This window comes from Pseudogulbenkiania sp. NH8B, from assembly GCF_000283535.1.
GTDB lineage: Bacteria > Pseudomonadota > Gammaproteobacteria > Burkholderiales > Chromobacteriaceae > Pseudogulbenkiania > Pseudogulbenkiania ferrooxidans.
Genome location: NC_016002.1, coordinates 3806689 through 3822042, shown reverse-complemented (window position 1 = coordinate 3822042; position 15354 = coordinate 3806689). Strand labels below are relative to the sequence as shown.

14 protein-coding genes are annotated in these 15354 nt (G+C 66.3%); 7 read left to right on the top strand and 7 right to left on the bottom strand.

What is annotated here, in order from left to right; translation table 11 throughout:
• Nucleotides 1-286: 286 nt before the first annotated feature.
• The 6 genes from NH8B_RS17625 (at nt 287) to NH8B_RS17600 (ending at nt 7158) form a co-directional block, all read left to right on the top strand.
• On the top strand, nt 287-2464 hold the full coding sequence (locus NH8B_RS17625) for a 4Fe-4S binding protein (protein WP_051002175.1): 2178 nt from the start codon (nt 287-289) through the stop codon (nt 2462-2464).
• A gap of 58 nt (nt 2465-2522) precedes the next feature.
• A complete protein-coding gene (locus tag NH8B_RS17620) occupies nt 2523-3575 on the top strand; it encodes an FAD:protein FMN transferase (protein WP_198408181.1) in 1053 nt (350 codons plus the stop codon).
• The gene (locus NH8B_RS17615; protein ID WP_014088454.1) at nt 3575-4483 is read left to right on the top strand and encodes an ABC transporter ATP-binding protein; all 909 of its coding nucleotides are present in this window, start codon (nt 3575-3577) and stop codon (nt 4481-4483) included. Before NH8B_RS17620 ends, NH8B_RS17615 begins: the two co-directional genes overlap by 1 nt.
• Entirely contained in the window at nt 4480-5220 is a 741-nt protein-coding gene (locus NH8B_RS17610) for an ABC transporter permease (protein ID WP_014088453.1), read from the top strand. Before NH8B_RS17615 ends, NH8B_RS17610 begins: the two co-directional genes overlap by 4 nt.
• A 151-nt stretch (nt 5221-5371) precedes the next feature.
• Nucleotides 5372-6634, top strand: coding sequence for an ATP-binding protein (locus NH8B_RS17605; protein WP_014088452.1), 1263 nt, complete (start codon nt 5372-5374; stop codon nt 6632-6634).
• The gene (locus NH8B_RS17600; RefSeq protein WP_008952368.1) at nt 6631-7158 is read left to right on the top strand and encodes a response regulator transcription factor; all 528 of its coding nucleotides are present in this window, start codon (nt 6631-6633) and stop codon (nt 7156-7158) included. The genes NH8B_RS17605 and NH8B_RS17600 overlap by 4 nt, the downstream gene beginning before the upstream one ends.
• A 310-nt stretch (nt 7159-7468) precedes the next feature.
• Here the strand turns inward: NH8B_RS17600 and NH8B_RS17595 are convergent, their stop codons facing one another.
• From NH8B_RS17595 to ada, 3 genes are all read right to left on the bottom strand, one after another.
• Nucleotides 7469-8101, bottom strand: coding sequence for a LysE family translocator (locus NH8B_RS17595; protein WP_014088451.1), 633 nt, complete (start codon nt 8099-8101; stop codon nt 7469-7471).
• A 255-nt stretch (nt 8102-8356) separates the two neighbouring features.
• Nucleotides 8357-9004 carry a DNA oxidative demethylase AlkB gene (alkB, locus tag NH8B_RS17590; RefSeq protein ID WP_014088450.1) on the bottom strand — a complete coding sequence of 216 codons (648 nt, stop codon included), beginning with the start codon at nt 9002-9004 and terminating at the stop codon, nt 8357-8359.
• Entirely contained in the window at nt 9001-10113 is a 1113-nt protein-coding gene (gene ada, locus NH8B_RS17585; protein WP_014088449.1) for a bifunctional DNA-binding transcriptional regulator/O6-methylguanine-DNA methyltransferase Ada, read from the bottom strand. Before ada ends, alkB begins: the two co-directional genes overlap by 4 nt.
• Before the next feature lie 296 nt (nt 10114-10409).
• Here ada and NH8B_RS17580 point away from each other — a divergent pair, with 296 nt between their 5' ends.
• A complete protein-coding gene (locus NH8B_RS17580) occupies nt 10410-10973 on the top strand; it encodes a bifunctional pyr operon transcriptional regulator/uracil phosphoribosyltransferase PyrR (RefSeq protein WP_014088448.1) in 564 nt (187 codons plus the stop codon).
• A gap of 12 nt (nt 10974-10985) precedes the next feature.
• Here NH8B_RS17580 and NH8B_RS17575 read toward each other — a convergent pair whose 3' ends face one another.
• The 4 genes from NH8B_RS17575 to NH8B_RS17560 all read right to left on the bottom strand — a co-directional run bounded on the left by NH8B_RS17575 (nt 10986) and on the right by NH8B_RS17560 (nt 15327).
• Nucleotides 10986-11783 (bottom strand): substrate-binding periplasmic protein, encoded by a 798-nt coding sequence (locus NH8B_RS17575; RefSeq protein WP_014088447.1) that lies wholly within the window; start codon nt 11781-11783, stop codon nt 10986-10988.
• A 107-nt stretch (nt 11784-11890) separates the two neighbouring features.
• Entirely contained in the window at nt 11891-13273 is a 1383-nt protein-coding gene (locus tag NH8B_RS17570) for an FAD-binding oxidoreductase (RefSeq protein ID WP_014088446.1), read from the bottom strand.
• Between the two features lie 8 nt (nt 13274-13281).
• Nucleotides 13282-13905, bottom strand: coding sequence for a glutathione S-transferase family protein (locus tag NH8B_RS17565; protein ID WP_014088445.1), 624 nt, complete (start codon nt 13903-13905; stop codon nt 13282-13284).
• Nucleotides 13906-13971: 66 nt separating this feature from the next.
• Nucleotides 13972-15327 (bottom strand): aldehyde dehydrogenase family protein, encoded by a 1356-nt coding sequence (locus tag NH8B_RS17560; protein WP_014088444.1) that lies wholly within the window; start codon nt 15325-15327, stop codon nt 13972-13974.
• Between the last annotated feature and the right edge of the window lie 27 nt (nt 15328-15354).

The window sequence follows — 15354 nt, the reverse complement described above, 5'->3', positions numbered from 1 at the left end:
ACGGTAAGCCCGTCATCTCAGTGAGTCGATCATGCGCCAGGCTGCGGAGTTCGCAGCGGTGGCGCATTTTTTATTGTCTGTGCTGACTGGGGTGTCCGGGCATGTGCGTTCTGCCGCTGCATGGCTGGTGGGGGGCGAGGGGGTCATGTGGTTGTCTCCGGAAGCGCTGTCACGGATGCGCTGGCAAGGCATTTCCCCTTCCTTTTCGTTATTGCCGCTTGTTTGCGGGCAGCGCTAGGCCGGGGTATCGAAGCGGCACAATGGTCAATAGGGAAGGGTGGGGTTCATGTTTGTAATCTTCAGGATGCTGATGGCGGTTTTGCTGCTGGGATGTTCGTTGGGAGCTTCCGCTTCCGCTTCCAGCTATGAGCGCGAGTTGCCTGCCGCATTATCATCCGATCCGGATATGTGTCGCTGGGTGGATTGTGCCGGTGTAATACCCGGGGCGAACTCCTTTTCCGTGAGGAAGGGACAGCCACCGTATGTGGAGGCTTATCAGGCCAGCGGCCAGGCACGGCAGTTGAAGGGCTATGTCTTTCTGTCGACAGATATCGTGGATACGGCAGGGTATTCCGGCAAGCCGATTGTGACGCTGATAGGGATGGATACGCACGGACGCATTACCGGGGTGCGGGTGCTGAAACATAGCGAACCCATTCTGCTGGTAGGCATTCCTGAGTCTAAGCTGCTGGCCTATCTTCATCAGTACGTCGGCCGTCTGGCGGGCAGCAAATTCGAAATTGGCAAGAGTGGCACCGACGGCCAGGGTATGGATGCGATTTCAGGCGCCACCGTGACGGTGATTGCAGAAAACCAGCTTATCGCTCGCTGCGTCTACGAGGTGGCAAGACAGGTTGGCATCATCAAGGCGCAAGAACGGCCGCAGGCAAAATTCGTGAATGGCGCCAGTCCGCGCAGTTGGGCCGACCTGCTGGCTGACGGCAGTGTTCAGCATTTCCAGCTGCAGCAGGCCGATATTGGCACCAGTGGCAGCGGTCCTTACCTGGATCTGTATTTCGGCTATCTCAATGCTCCGGTAATCGGTCGTAGCATCCTGGGGGAGGAGGGGTATCAGCACCTGATACAGTCACTCAAGCCGAATGAGCATGCCCTGTTCGTGGTCGCTAACGGGACGGGGTCGTTCAAAGGCTCGGGTTTCGTCCGTGGCGGTCTGTATGACCGCATCCAGGTACGGCAGGATCTGGATGCCTTCACGTTCCGGGATACCGACTATCTCAATTTGTATAGCATCCGGGCCGCCGGGGCTCCGGATTTTCATGAGTCTGGCATTTTTATCCTGCGTAGCAAGAGCTTCAGCGCCGCCTATCCCTGGCAATTCACCTTCCTGGCCAACAAGGAGGATCAGGAAACCGGGAGCAAGACCTTTGCTGCGTTCGCAACCAATTACTGGTTGCCGGCCAGTATGCTGATCGGTGGCCGACCAACGGTCGTTCTGCCGGAACCGGTATGGCACAAGATTTGGCGGGAAAAGGGTTGGGAGGTGGTGCTGTTTGGCGGCTGGATTGCCTTGGTGCTGGGCTTTTTCATCAGTCGCGATGTCTGGGTGCGCAAGGCACGGCGGCAAGACAAGCGTTGGGTGTCTTGGCCCAAGACGGCGAGTTGGCTGTTTGCCATCGGCTTTGTCGGCTTCGGTGAAATGGCACAACCGTCGATTACCCAGGTGATGACCTTCTTCCACTCGCTGATGGCAGGCTGGAGCTGGTCCCTATTCCTGAGCGACCCTTTCATCTTCCTGTTCTGGTGCATCATCATTCCTAGCACCCTGCTATGGGGGCGTGGCGTATTCTGCGGCTGGATGTGTCCGTTCGGCTCGCTGTCCGAACTACTGTACAAGCTGGCCGGCACCATCGGTCTGGCGTCCCTGCAAAGAAAGCTGCCCGCGCATTGGCACCATAAACTGCGCTGGCTGAAATATGTCATCTTCTTCGTCTTGCTGTTGGTCTCGTTCTTCTCCATGAGTCAGGCGGAGAAACTGGCGGAAGTGGAGCCATTCAAGACCACCTTCCTGGTGGGGGTGTGGAATCGCAGCTGGCCATTCGTGTTGTTCTGGGGTGTACTGATCAGCCTGTCGCTGCTGATAGAGCGCCCCTTCTGCAAGTATCTCTGCCCTTTGGGCGCCGGCCTGGCGCTGCCATCCTGGCTAAGCTTTCTCAAACTGCGAAGAAAGCCGGAGTGCACCAGCTGTCATGCCTGTGCCGTTGGCTGCGGCTCGCAAGCCATCGATCCGCAAGGTCGGATTGATTCGAAGGAGTGTTTGCAGTGCCTGGATTGCATGGTGATGTACTACGATGCGCATAGCTGCCCTCCCCTGTCGCAGGAGCGCAAGCGGCGCCTCAAGGCCGGGCAGCCCCTGACCGCCATCGATGGCGGTGGGCATTTTATTCCCATCAAGCCGGTAGCCGTGGCCCCCGGAGTCGCAACACAGCCAGGTAAGACGTCTTGACGGTCAAGAATCCCCGGCGCAGGCGCTGGAAAGGGTGGCCCTGCTGGGAATAGGCCTGTTGAGCTGGCTGAGCCTGCGCCCGCCGGCGGTATTTGCCCAGGGTGATTCCGTGTTTGGCACCCAGGTGCAGTTGGTGCTGGCCGAGGTGTCGGCGGATCAGGCCAGGGTGGAAACCAATGCCGTGTTTGGCCTGTTCGACCAGATGCACAAGCAGCTGCACGCCTGGCAGCCTTCGGAAGTCATGCGGCTGAATGCGGCGATTGCCGCTGGCCAGCCGTTTCAGGCATCGCCGCGACTGGCAGCCATCCTGCGGGAGGCGCGGGCCCTGTCCATGGCCAGCGGTGGCCTGTTTGATCCCGGCATCAGTCATCTGGTCAAGCTGTGGGGTTTCGAGGCCGACCAATTCGACGGCAGGCAGCCGCCTGTTGCCGCGGAGATCGAGACATGGCGCCAACGTCAGCCTAGCCTGGCCGACTTGGATATCGCCGCCAACGGCGTAGTGAACAGCCGTAACCGGGCGGTCATGGTGGATCTGGGCGGGTTTGCCAAGGGCTGGGCGCTGGACGAGGCGGCGGCCTTGCTGAAAAGCCATGGCGTGCGTAATGCCTTGATTGATGTCGGAGGCAATCTGATGGCGCTGGGCGACAAGGAGGGTGAGGCATGGACTGTTGGCCTGCAGCATCCGCGCCGCGCGGGCATGCTGGGCAGCATTGCATTGCATTGCATTGCATTGCATTGCATTGCACTGCGCGACGGCGAGGCGATCGGCACCAGTGGCGATTACTATCGCTATTTCCGTGCCGGTGGCGTGCGCTACTGCCACATCATCGACCCCCATACCGGATACCCCGCGCAGGCCAGTCAATCGGTCACGGTGCTTGCTGATCCGGCTCCCCATGCCGGGGCATTGTCTGACGGCGCCAGCAAAGCGCCTTTCATTACCGGACCGGGAGAGGCCGGCAGGCAGGCGCGTGCCAGTGGCGTGAACAAACTGTTGTTGGTGGATGCGGCCGGGCAGGTCTGGGCAACGCATCAGATGGCCGCTCGCATCCATTGGAGGCAGCCCAAGCCCGTCGTGCACCTGCTGGTATTGCCGACCAAGGCGGAGTGATGGAGGCGATTCGTATCGAGGCATTGAGCCAGCAACGGTGCGGGCGCCAGGTTCTGTCGGACCTGGAGCTGGAGGTGCGCTCGGGTGAGATGTTTGCCCAGCAGGGGCCGAATGCAGCGGGAAAGCCCACCTTGCTTTCCTTGCTGAGCACCTTGCTGCGGCCCAGCAGGGGCCGCATTCGTCTTTTGGGCCATGATACGGTCACGGCAGCCACTGCCGTGCGGCGCTGTATCGGCGTGGTATTCCAGGGGGCGGCATTGAAACCACGCCTATCTGCCTGGGACAATTTATGCCTGATTGCGCGTTGCTATGGCTTGTCTACACAGAGGGCGCAGCGGCGTTGCATGGATCTGCTGGTGCAAAGCCAGATGGAGGATTTGGCACACGTCCCGGTGCAGCGATTGTCTGGCGGCCAGCAGCGCCGGCTGGAATTATTGCGCGCCTGCCTGGCCGAGCCACGCGTGTTACTGCTGGACGAGGCGACACAAGGGCTGGATGTGCTGGTAAGACAGGCATTCTGGCGGGATGTGCGCGGCTTGCAGCAGCAGGGCTGCACGGTGTTCTATGCCACGCATTATCTGGAAGAGGCCATGCAGGCGGAACGGATCGGGATGTTGCAGGCTGGCCGCCTGATTGCCTCCGACAGCCCGCAGGCCTTATTGAGCAAGGCCGGGGGGACGCAGTTGTCTCTTGAGGTCGAGGATATTCCATTAGCCATGACCTGTTTGCAACAACAGGGGCATAACGTGGTACAGCATGGCACCCGGCTATTGCTGAGCTGTTCTGATAGCGGCACCGTCCTGCCTGGGCTCATCGCCAGCTTGCCGTGTGCCATGCGGCGAGCGGATGTCCTGCCGCCAAGCCTGGAGTCGCTGTTTGTCCCCGCCGTCCAGGAGTGCAGGCCTTGAACGGCTTGCTCAGCATCATTCAGTTGGATCTGAAGCGTTTCTGGCTCAACCCATGGCGCATTGTCTTCAGCCTGGTGCAGCCGCTTCTCTATCTATTTGTGCTGGGGGCTGGCCTGAGTGGCGGTACTTTTGCCGAGGCGGGCTATTACCAGGCCTACATTTTCCCTGGCATTGTCGCGTTGACGCTCATGTTCACGGCCTGTTCCGCCGCGGTCAGCATTGTGCATGACCGTCAGGTCGGTTATTTCCGCGCCTTGCTGGTTTCCCCGGTACGCCGTTCTACCATTGGATTGGCCAGAATAGTGGCTGGTGCACTTGTCGCGCTCGCCCAAGGTTTGCTGCTGTTGCCATTCGCACCCTATGTCGGGGTGGGCTTTTCTGCGCATGTGCTGCTGCAGTTGATGTCGAGCATGCTGCTCTGCGCCATGGTTTTTTCCGCCTTGGGCCTGGTTATTGCCATGCCTTTTCGGTCGGTGATGGTCTTTCCTGTCATATCAAATGCACTGTTGTTGCCCATGTTCTTCTTGTCGGGGGGGCTATACGCTTTGGATTTGGTCCCGCCGTGGGTGCTGATGTTTGCCAGATTAAACCCGGCAGCCTATGGCGTTGACCTGATGCGTGGGATTTTGACCGGGCGCTACTTCTTTTCTCCTTTAATTTCAATTGCAGTGATGATTATTTTACTAATGATCAACTCGCTTTTTATCGCTTATTTCATGTCTAGAGAGACAGAGTAAGGTTATGGCAAAAGTCACGGCATGAGTCATCGCGTGTTTCTGCCGCCTCTGAATCGCATAAGATGATCCAGAGCAAACGAAACCGGAGCGGGATACTCAATGCGGCAATCTGCCGCAGCCGGGCGGCGGCGTGCGGTGGTAAAGTGCGGCCATGAACCCCACGCGCGTCCCCCGCACCCTGTTTTCGCCTGATCTGTTGCGTGCCGCCCGGCGCCTGTCGCTGGTGCGGCGCATCATGCTGCTGCTGTCGATACTGGCCATGCTCGGTTGCGCGCTGACCGGCGTGGTGATGCCCTGGATGCCGCTGCTGGCAGGGCTGTGCGGCCTGCTGCTGCTCAACCTGGCGCTGGACTACGGGCTGGTTCGCGGCGGCAGTCCGGCGCGGATTCTCCGGCTGGGGCTGTTGGCCGACGTGCTGGTGCTGGCGGCACTGCTGTGGCTGACCGGCGGCGCGGCCAATCCGCTGGGCTCGCTGTTTCTGCCCCCGGTGCTGTTTGCCGCGCTGATTGCGCCGGGTGTCTTTGCCTGGCTGCTCGCCGCGCTGGCGATGCTGCTCTACGGCTTGCTGATCTTCTGGCACCTGCCGCTGCCGGAGTTCGGAGAGCCGGCCATCGCCTTCAACCTGCACATCATCGGCATGTGGCTGACCTTTGCCGTGTCGGCCTGCCTGATCACCGCCTATGTTTCCTACCTGTCGCGGCTCTTGGCCGAGCGCGAGGCCGAACTCGACGCCGCGCGCGAAACCCAGCTGCGCGACGAGCAGCTAGTGGCGGTCGGCATGCAGGCAGCGGGCGCGGCACATTCGCTGTCCACCCCGCTCAACACGCTGACGCTGCTGGTGGACGAGCTGAACGAGAGCCACGGTGCCACCCCTGGGTTAGCCGAAGACCTGCCGCTGATGCGGCGTCAATTGGCGGTGTGCCGCGACGCGCTGGCGCGCCTCAAGCTCGGCGCCGAACCTGCCCCCGCCGCGCAGCCCTTGTTCGCCACCCTGGCCGAGCGCCTCGACGGCTGGCGCAGCCTGCGTCCCGACGTCCGGCTCGACTGGCAGCCGCCGCCCGGCGACGACCCGCTCGTGCTGCTGGAACCGGTGTTCTGGCCGGCCTTCTTCAACCTGATCAACAACGCCGCCGAGGCCGGCGGCGGCGAGGTGACGGTGAGCGCGCAGCTGCAGGGCGAGGCGCTGCAGCTCGACATCGTCAACCGCCAGGGCTGCCTCAGCGCCGCGCAACTGCGCCGTGCCGGGCTGACGCCGCTCGACTCCGACAAGCCGGCCGGGCTCGGCATCGGCATGTTGCTGTCGCACGCCACGCTGGCGCGCCTGTCGGGCTCGCTGGAACTGACCAACCGCGCCCAGGGCGGGGTGCACGCGCGGGTGACGCTGCCGCTGCAGCGGGCGAAGGAGGGGATATGAACGAAGCCATCTTGCTGATCGACGACGACGAGGCCTTCAGCGCGGTGCTGGCGCGCTCGCTGACGCGGCGCGGCCACGTCGTGGCGGTGGCGCACTCGGCCGAGGCGGCGCTGGCCGTGGCGGACGCCCCGCCCACGCGCATCGTGCTCGACCTCAACCTGGGCGGCGACAGCGGCCTGCGGCTGTTGCCGCTGTTGCGCCAGCGCTGGCCGGCCGCCGCCGTGGTGGTGCTGACCGGTTACGCCAGCATCGCCACCGCGGTCGAGGCCACCAAGCTCGGCGCAGTGCAGTACCTCGCCAAGCCGGCCACGGTGGACGACATCCTCGCCGCCTTCGAGCAGGTCTCGGCCAACCCCGAACTGCCGCTCGCGCCGCAGCCGATGTCGCTCAAGCGCGTCACCTGGGAGCACCTGCAGCGCGTGCTGGCCGAGCACGACGGCAACGTCTCGGCCACCGCGCGCGCCCTCAACATGCACCGCCGCACGCTGCAGCGCATGCTGGCCAAGAAGCCGGTGAAGAACTAGCCGGTGCAACCGATCCAGCGCCGAGTTCCCGCCCGGGGCCGGCGCATCCCCCCCTCCTTTACGGGCTGGTACGGCGCGCGCCGTGCCCTGGCTCCAGCTTGCCGGCATATGTTTAGACTGATTAAACATTGGACGAACTAGAGCTTTTACGCTAGATTGTTTCGCGCACCTAAGAGCTCAGGCTTTTGTGTGTTAGCCCCTCGAAACATCGCCGCCGGATAAGCTCTGGCGAGGTGTTTCTTCCTCGTGTTGGCCCCTGCGGAGCGATCCCCGGGGGATTTTTTTTGCGGCTGAGGCCATGCCTGCTGGCTCATGCACGCGGCACTGAGGAAATGAGCTTGATGCCCAGTGCAACCATGACGCCGCCGGTGGCTCGGTCGAGCCAAGCCTTGTAGCGCAAGTAGATGCTGCGTGGCCGTGCCGAGGAGAGGGCCAGGGCGACCAGGGTGTACCAGCCGGCCTCGATGATAAAGACGAGGCCCGCCACGCCGAGATCGAATGCCCGTGATGAGGCGGCGGGAAGGAAGGCGGCAAAGACGCTGGCGTACACTATGGCTGTCTTGGGGTTGCTCACCTGTGTGGTGAGCCCCAGAACAAAGGAGCGCACGGTGGTGGTGCGGGCGGTCGAGTCGATGGTACCGCTGATGAGGGGCTTCCGGGCGCCAAGCCAGATACGGAGCCCGAGGTAGGCAAGGTACAGCCCCCCGGCCACCTTGAGAATCTCATACAGTGACGGAACCGCAAGCAGCAGGCCGTGCAGCCCGAGCAAAGCGGCCGAGGCAAAGGCGAGTCCGCCGATGCCCATTCCGAGGGCGGCACCGATGCCGTCCGCTCGTGACGAAGAAACGGCGGTGCGAGCGACCATGACGAAGCTCGGGCCTGGGCTGGCCGCTCCGATGGCAAGGGTCGTGGCGATGCCGAGCAGGGCGGTGGTTTCTTGCATGGCGCTACTCCTTGGGGGGAAATGGAAGCGATGGCCGATGGCAGGCGGGCTCCAACGGCGGATTGGCCGCCGGCAAATACCTGATCAAGGGTGTTGCCACCTCAACGTAGGCGACAGTATCCCTGGCGGAAAGCTTGCCACAACGGCATTTATGACAAAAGCGTTTTTGTTATGACCCGCGAATACACGATGGGCGTGCCTTGTCCCCTGTCGGTCGGTTTCCTTCCCTCAACGTTGGCCGAACAACTCTTCCCGCTACCTCACCTTCCGAAACGTCAGATTGATGCGTTGCTCCCCCAGCAAGGGATGGACGCCTTCCTTGAGCGGCAGCACGCCGTGGTAGCGCAGCCGCGCCGGGCCGCCCCACACCACCACGTCGCCGTGCGCCAGCGGGATGCGCTGCGTCTTGTCCTCGCGCCGTAGGCCGCCGAACAGGAACAGCGCCGGCAGGCCGAGCGAGACCGAGACGATGGGGGCGATCTGGTCGCGCTCGTCCTTGTCCTGGTGTAAAGACAAGCGCGAACCGGGGACGTAGCGGTTGATCAGGCAGGCATCCGGCTCGTAGCCGGGGAAGCCGGCCTCGGCGGCGGCGTCGCGGGCGAGCAGGCGGAAGCTCTCCGGCATGGCCGGCCAGGGCTGGCTGGTGGTGGGGTCGAGCGGGTCGTAGCGGTAGCCGCTGCGGTCGCTGACCCAGCCGTAGCGGCCGCAGCCGCTCATCGTCACCGACATGCGATAGCCGCCCGGCGTGATCATCTGGCGGAACGGCGCCACGGCGGTGACGTCGCCCAGCGCGGCGAGCAGGGCATCGACATGGGGCAGGGCGAAGCCGCGCAACACCACGGCGCCCGGCGCCAGTTCCTCGCGCCAGCGCGGGGGCTCGTCGCCGAACAGGTCGAAAGTCATGGCTCGGAGCGCTCCTCCCCGCCGCTACTCCGCTGCTGCGCTTCGCGCTCCAGCAGCGCGCGCTTGCGCTCCACGCCCCAGCGGTAGCCGGACAGGCTGCCGTCGGTGCGCACCACGCGGTGGCAGGGGATGGCGACCGCCAGCGCGTTGGCGGCGCAGGCGCCGGCCACGGCGCGCACCGCCTTGGGGGCGCCGATGCGCTGCGCGATCTCGGTGTAGCTGGCAGTGCTGCCGGGGGGAATCTCGCGCAGCGCTTGCCAGACGCGGCGCTGGAACGCGGTGCCGCGCAGGTCGAGCGGCAGGTCGAGGCCGAGCGCCGGGGCCTCGACGAAGCCCACCACCCGGGCTACCAGTTGTTCGAAGCCGGCGTCGCCGCCGATCAGTTCGGCGCGCGGGAAGCGGTCCTGCAGGTCGCGCGCCAGGGCGTCGGGGTCGTCGCCCATCAGGATGGCGCACACGCCGCGTTCGCTCTGCGCCACCAGGATGGCGCCGAGCGAGCACTGGGCGATAGCGAAGCGGATGCGGGCGTTGGCGCCGCCGGCGCGGTAGGCGCTCGGCGTCATGCCGAGCACCGCGTCGGCGGTTTCGTAGAAGCGGCTGTTGGCGTGGTAGCCGGCGTCGTAGATGGCGTCGGTCACCGTGCCGCTGGTGGCCAGCTGCGCGCGCACGCGCCGTTCGCGTTGCGCCGCGGCGTACTGCTTGGGCGTGAGGCCGGTGATCTGCTTGAACACGCGATGGAAGTGGAAGGCGCTGAGGCCGACGCGCTGCGCGAGTTGCGCCAGGCTCGGCGCGTCGTCCATGGCGTCGAGCAGGCGGCAGGCCGCGGTGACCTTGGCCGCGTGCTGTTCGGCGCGGCTCGGCTGGTCGGGCTGGCAGCGCCGGCAGGGACGGAAGCCGGCGCGTTCGGCGTCTTCGCGGCGAGCGTAAAAGCACACGTTCTCCGGCCGCGCCCGGCGCGCCGCGCACGACGGCCGGCAGTACACGCCGGTGGTCCGGACCGCGTAGTAGAAGGTGCCGTCGGCCTGTGGGTCGCGTGCCAGCACCGCGGCCCAGCGCGGGTCGCGCTCGGTGGCGGCGGCGAGTTCGGCGTTTTTGGTTGCGGCGTTCACGACGCGCTCCTTTCGACAAGGCAGGGGATGACCGTGATGCTAGCGGCGCGGGCACCGCACCGCACTCCGGCCCTTGCTTTTGAATTCGACCGCTGAGCCACGGCCAGGGTTGCGTGCGCCATCACAGCAAGAAATGCCGCGCCTGGCAACGGGCGGGGTGGCAAAGGTTGGCCGAAGCCGTCCGCCGCGTGCTCGCCCACTTGCTATACCGGTAACAGTAGGCGGCCGCCGGGCATGTCCCGTCGCACCGCCCGGCACCCGCGCCGCCCCCCCGGACCCGCACAAGGAAACCCCGCATGGAATCCGCACCGCTCCCCGATCCCTGCCTGTACGACAGCGCGCAACTGGAGCTGGTGATCGCCGACATGGCGCGCCGGGCGGCGCAGCTGCTGTCCGGTCACGAGCGGGTGGCGGTGATCGGGGTGCTGCGGCGCGGCGCGCCGCTGGCCGAGCGCCTCACCGCCGCGCTGGTGACGCAGTACCGGCTGGCACCGCCGCTGCGGCTCGACCTGTCGATCAAGCGCTACGCCGACGACCTGACGCTGCTGCATCCGGAAACGCAGTTCACCGAGAACGCCGCGCACGCCAGCCTGGACCTGGCGGGCTACGCGCTGCTGGTGGTGGACGATGTGCTCTATACCGGCCACTCGCTGCTGCGCGCCGTCGAGTACCTGGCGCGCAAGCAACCGGCGGCGATCTACGCCGCCATGCTGGCCGACCGCCACGTCACGCGCCTGCCGCTCCATGCCGACGTGGTGGGCCTGCACTTGCAGGTGGCCCCGCCCGACATCGTGGAATGCCATGTGCCGCCGTACGAGGCGGAATTCAAGATCGTGCTGAGAAAGCCGGCGGCGCGCTGACGCCGGCAGGGTTCATTGCGGTTTGACGCAGGACGGCCGTTCGTTCCTGAGCGGCGCGCGCTGCAGCTCCGCAGTGACGATCGACTCGATTTCCCGGCGCTGGCGCATCTCGGCGATGGCGCTGTCGAAGCGCCTGAGCAGCTCGCGCTGGCCTGCCTGCTTGTTGATCGCCAGATTGATGCCGACCGAGACCAGGTAGTTCGGCGCCGCGACGATGCCGGCATAGCGCGGCTGATCGAGCAGCTTCTTGCCGGCCAGTTCCGGCGCCAGCACGAAATCCAGCCGCCCGCACGCCAGCTTGCTGAAGTTTTGCGCGTCGGACTCCACCTCTTCCACCTCGACGCTGCCCTCGTGGCGCAGCTGGTCGAACGCCGCGCCGTACGACCAGCCGCGTATCACGCCGACGCGGTAGCCTGTCAGGCTTGCCGGGCCGTCGTAGCGAAAGCCGCTCCAGCGGCCGGCATCGTAATAGACCGCGACGTTCTCGGTGAAGTAGGGGCTGCTGAAATCGCCGCTGAGGTCGCGGCTGGGCGAGTGCACCAGGCTGCCGACGGCGGCGTGGCCGTCCAGGAACTCGGCCATGAGCCGGTTGAACGGACGAGCCCGGATGGCGACCTTCTCGCCCATGCGCTCGAAGGCGCGGCGCAGGATGGCGGGATAGATGCCTCGCGCTTCGCCGTGGGGGCCGGCGTACATGGTGGGCGGGCTGCCGGTATCGAAGTTGATCACCAACTCGCCGGCGTGCAGGGGGCCGGCGCCGGCCTGCAGGCCGAGTAGCAAGACGTAGGCGTTGATGCGGTGGCGGTGCATCGGCGGCTCCTGTCGGTGTCTGCCTGGCGGGGTGTCATCCGTTTTCATGCTAGACGATACGGCAAGCGGCGCATGACGACGGTGCCTCCCGCCCGTCTTCGGCCGTGCTACAGCCAGCGCCCCGGGTTCATCAGGCCATCCGGATCGAGCGCCTGCTTGATGGTCTTCATCAGGGCGAGCGCCACCGGGTCCTTGTAGCGCGCCAGCCAGTGCGGCTTGAGCTGGCCGATGCCGTGTTCGGCGGCCAGGGTGCCGGCATGGCGGTAGACCAGGTCGTAGACGATCTCGTTGACGCGCGGCTCGTCGGCGAACAGCTCGGCGTTGCCCGGGCGGGTGTGGCTGACGTTGTAGTGCAGGTTGCCGTCGCCGGCGTGGCCGAAGGCGACCACGCGCACGCCGGGGAAGGCGGCCGCCAGCGCCGCGCGGGCCTCGTCGAGGAAGACCGGGATGGCCGAACTCGGCACGCCGATGTCGTGCTTGATGCTGGGGCCGTCGCGCTTCTGCGTCTCGGACATCGCCTCGCGCAGCTGCCACAGCTTCTGCCGCTCCGTCTCGCTCTGCGCCACCACGCCGTCCAGCATGTCCTGTTCCGCGAGCCAGGCCACCAGCCGCTCGCTCAGTTCGGCCGAGTCGCCGCTGTCGGAGAGCTCGATCAACAGTGCCCAGGGCGCGGTGAATGGCAGCTGGCCGGGGTGGTAGTGGGCCAGCAGGTTCTGGCACACCTCGGACAGGATCTCGAAGGTGGTGAGGCGGTCGCCGAAGGCGTCCTTCAGCGCGTTGAGCCAGGCGATGGCGCTGGCGGCGTCCCGGACACCGACCAGCGCGGTGGCGTGCGCGGTGGGGCGCGCGAACAGCTTGAGCGTGGCGGCGGTGATCAGGCCGAGCTGGCCTTCGGCGCCGATGAAGAGCTGCTTCACATCCAGCCCGCTGGTGTCCTTCCTCAACCCGGACAGCGCGTTGAGGACCTGCCCGTCCGGCAGCACCACTTCCAGCCCCAGCGTCAGCTCGCGCATGGTGCCGTAGCGCAGCACCGCGAGCCCGCCGGCGTTGGTGGAGAGGTTGCCGCCGATCTGGCAGCTGCCCTCCGAGGCCAGCGACAGCGGGAACAGCCGGTCGGCGTCGGCCGCCGCCTGCTGCACCGCCGCCAGCGTCATGCCGGCCTCGACGGTGAGGCTGTGGTTGGCGGCGTCGAGCGCGCGCACGCGGTTGAGGCGCTCCAGCGCCACCAGCAACTGGCGGCCGGAGGCGTCCGGCGTGGCGCCGCCGCAGGTGGAGGTGTTGCCGCCCTGCGGCACGATGGCGACCCGGTGTTGGCGCGCCAGCCGCACCAGGGCGGCTACCTCGGCGCTGGAGCCGGGGCGCGCCACCGCCAGCGGCCGGCCGTGGTAGCGGCCGCGCTGGTCGGTGGCGTAGCGCGCGCAGTCGGCCTCGGCGGTGAGCAGGTTGGTCGAACCGATGACGCCGGCCAGCCGGGCGAGGAAGTCGTTCATGGCGGACCTCAGTCGGGGATGTCCGGCGCCATCAGTTGGTCCGGATGCTGCCAGCCGGGCAGCGCGGCGAGGCGCCCGAGCCAGGCGGCGACGTGCGGCCAGTCCTTGACGCTGAGCCCGGCCTCGTCCAGCCACCACAGGTAGGCGCTGGTGCTGAGGTCGGCGATGGTCGCGCCGCTCTCCAGCAGGAAGGGCTGGCGGGCGAGCTGGGCATCCAGCACCGCGAGATCGGCGCAGGCGCGCAGTTCCAGCCAGGCTTCCACCTCGGCCGGGACGCTGGCGAAGCGGCGGTAATAGCGCAGGTTGGGTACCGACAGGCCGATGCGGTTGGCTTCCCAGCCCAGCCATTCGCGGATGCCCTGGCGCTCGCCGGGGCGGCCGGCCAGCACGCCCTCGCTCTCGGCCAGCCATTGCAGGATGGCGTTGGACTGCACCATGGCCACGCCGTCCACCACCAGCGCCGGCACCTCGTCCCAGCGGCTGGCGGCGCGGAAGTCGTCCGGGCGCTCGGCGCGCGGCGCGGCCAGATCGACGTGGCGGTATTCGTGCGAGACGTCGCCCAGCATCAGTGCCAGGCGGACTTTGTAGCTATGGCCGGAAAAGCGGTTGCCGTACAGGGTAAGGGTGCTCATCGGGGTCCGTTCGAAAGGGCGGCGGGGTGTGCGCCGCGCTGTGGGTGGATGACGTGCCCGCCGGCGTCACTTCTGCCAGTAGGTCTTGACGTTGACGAACTCGTAGAGCCCGAATTCCGACAGCTCGCGGCCGTAGCCGGAGGCCTTGACGCCGCCGAAGGGCAGGCGCAGGTCGGAGCTGGTGTGGCGGTTGAGGTAGACGCTGCCGGCCTCGATGTCGCGCGCCAGCGTCCAGCCGCGCTCGGTGTCGGCGGTGTAGATCGAGGCGCCGAGGCCGAAGGGGGTGTCGTTGGCCAGGCGGATGGCGTCGGCCTCGTCGCGCGCGCGCAGGATGCTGGCCACCGGGCCGAACACTTCCTCGTGGTAGACGCGGCAGGCCGGGTTGACGTGGTCGAGCACGGTGGCCGGGTAGTAGAAGCCGGCGCCGTGCGGCATCTGGCCGCCGCGGAGCAGGGCGGCGCCGTTGGCGGTGGCGTCCAGCACCTGGGCGTGCAGCGCCTCGCGCAGGTCGGCGCGCGTCAGCGGCGCCAGCGTGGTGGCCCGATGGCGCGGGTCGCCGGGGATCAGCCGGGCGGTCTCGGCGAGAAAGGCGTCGACGAAGGCGTCGGCGATCTCGGGCACCACGATCATGCGCTTGGCGGCGTTGCAGCTCTGGCCGGCATCGCGGAAGCGCGAGTGGCAGGCTTCGCGCGCCGCTGTCTCGATGTCGGCGTCGGCCAGCACGATGAAGGGGTTGCTGCCGCCCAGCTCCAGCACGGTCTTCTTGAGGTGGCGCCCGGCCAGGCTGGCGATGACGCGGCCGGTATTGGTGGACCCGGTGAACGCCACCGCGTCGGCGGCCTTGATCGCGTCCTCGACCTGGTCGTGCTCGATCCAGGCCGCGTCCAGCACCGCGAGGTTGGCCGAAGCGACGATGTCGAGCAGCTTCTGCGTGCTTTGCGGCACCGACGGCGCCGGCTTCACCAGACAGGCGTTGCCGGCCATCAGCGCCGGCACGGCGAAGCGCAGCACCTGCCAGATCGGGTAGTTCCACGGCATCACCGCCAGCACCAGGCCCAAGGGCTCGAACGCCACGCCGCTGTGGCTGGCCTGGGTGGGAATGGTCTTGGCGGCCAACAGCCCCGGCGCCAGCTCGGCGTAGTAGCGGATCAGCTGCACCGATTTGTCGATTTCGGCCAGGCACTCGGCGGTGAGCTTGCCGACTTCCAGCGTCACCAGGTCGGCCAGCGCCACGCGCTCGGCGGTGAGGGCGTCGGCCAGCTTCAGCAGCCGTTCGGCGCGCTGGGCCACGGTCAGGCGCGCCCAGGGGTACTGCGCGGTCTTGAGCCGGGCGACGGCGTCGGCGAGTTTGTCTTCGGGCCAGGCGGGACGGGTGAACACCACCTCGCCGTTGGCGGGGTTGCAACTGGTAAAGGCTGTCATGGCAGGGCAGAAAACGCGATAGTGAAC

Coding starts and splice junctions, on each gene's coding strand:
- NH8B_RS17625 (WP_051002175.1), top strand. CDS start 287: ATGTTTGTAATCTTCAGGATGCTGATGGCGGTTTTGCTGCTGGGATGT.
- NH8B_RS17615 (WP_014088454.1), top strand. CDS start 3,575: ATGGAGGCGATTCGTATCGAGGCATTGAGCCAGCAACGGTGCGGGCGC.
- NH8B_RS17605 (WP_014088452.1), top strand. CDS start 5,372: ATGAACCCCACGCGCGTCCCCCGCACCCTGTTTTCGCCTGATCTGTTG.
- NH8B_RS17600 (WP_008952368.1), top strand. CDS start 6,631: ATGAACGAAGCCATCTTGCTGATCGACGACGACGAGGCCTTCAGCGCG.
- NH8B_RS17595 (WP_014088451.1), bottom strand. CDS start 8,101: ATGCAAGAAACCACCGCCCTGCTCGGCATCGCCACGACCCTTGCCATC.
- alkB (WP_014088450.1), bottom strand. CDS start 9,004: ATGACTTTCGACCTGTTCGGCGACGAGCCCCCGCGCTGGCGCGAGGAA.
- NH8B_RS17580 (WP_014088448.1), top strand. CDS start 10,410: ATGGAATCCGCACCGCTCCCCGATCCCTGCCTGTACGACAGCGCGCAA.
- NH8B_RS17575 (WP_014088447.1), bottom strand. CDS start 11,783: ATGCACCGCCACCGCATCAACGCCTACGTCTTGCTACTCGGCCTGCAG.
- NH8B_RS17570 (WP_014088446.1), bottom strand. CDS start 13,273: ATGAACGACTTCCTCGCCCGGCTGGCCGGCGTCATCGGTTCGACCAAC.
- NH8B_RS17565 (WP_014088445.1), bottom strand. CDS start 13,905: ATGAGCACCCTTACCCTGTACGGCAACCGCTTTTCCGGCCATAGCTAC.
- NH8B_RS17560 (WP_014088444.1), bottom strand. CDS start 15,327: ATGACAGCCTTTACCAGTTGCAACCCCGCCAACGGCGAGGTGGTGTTC.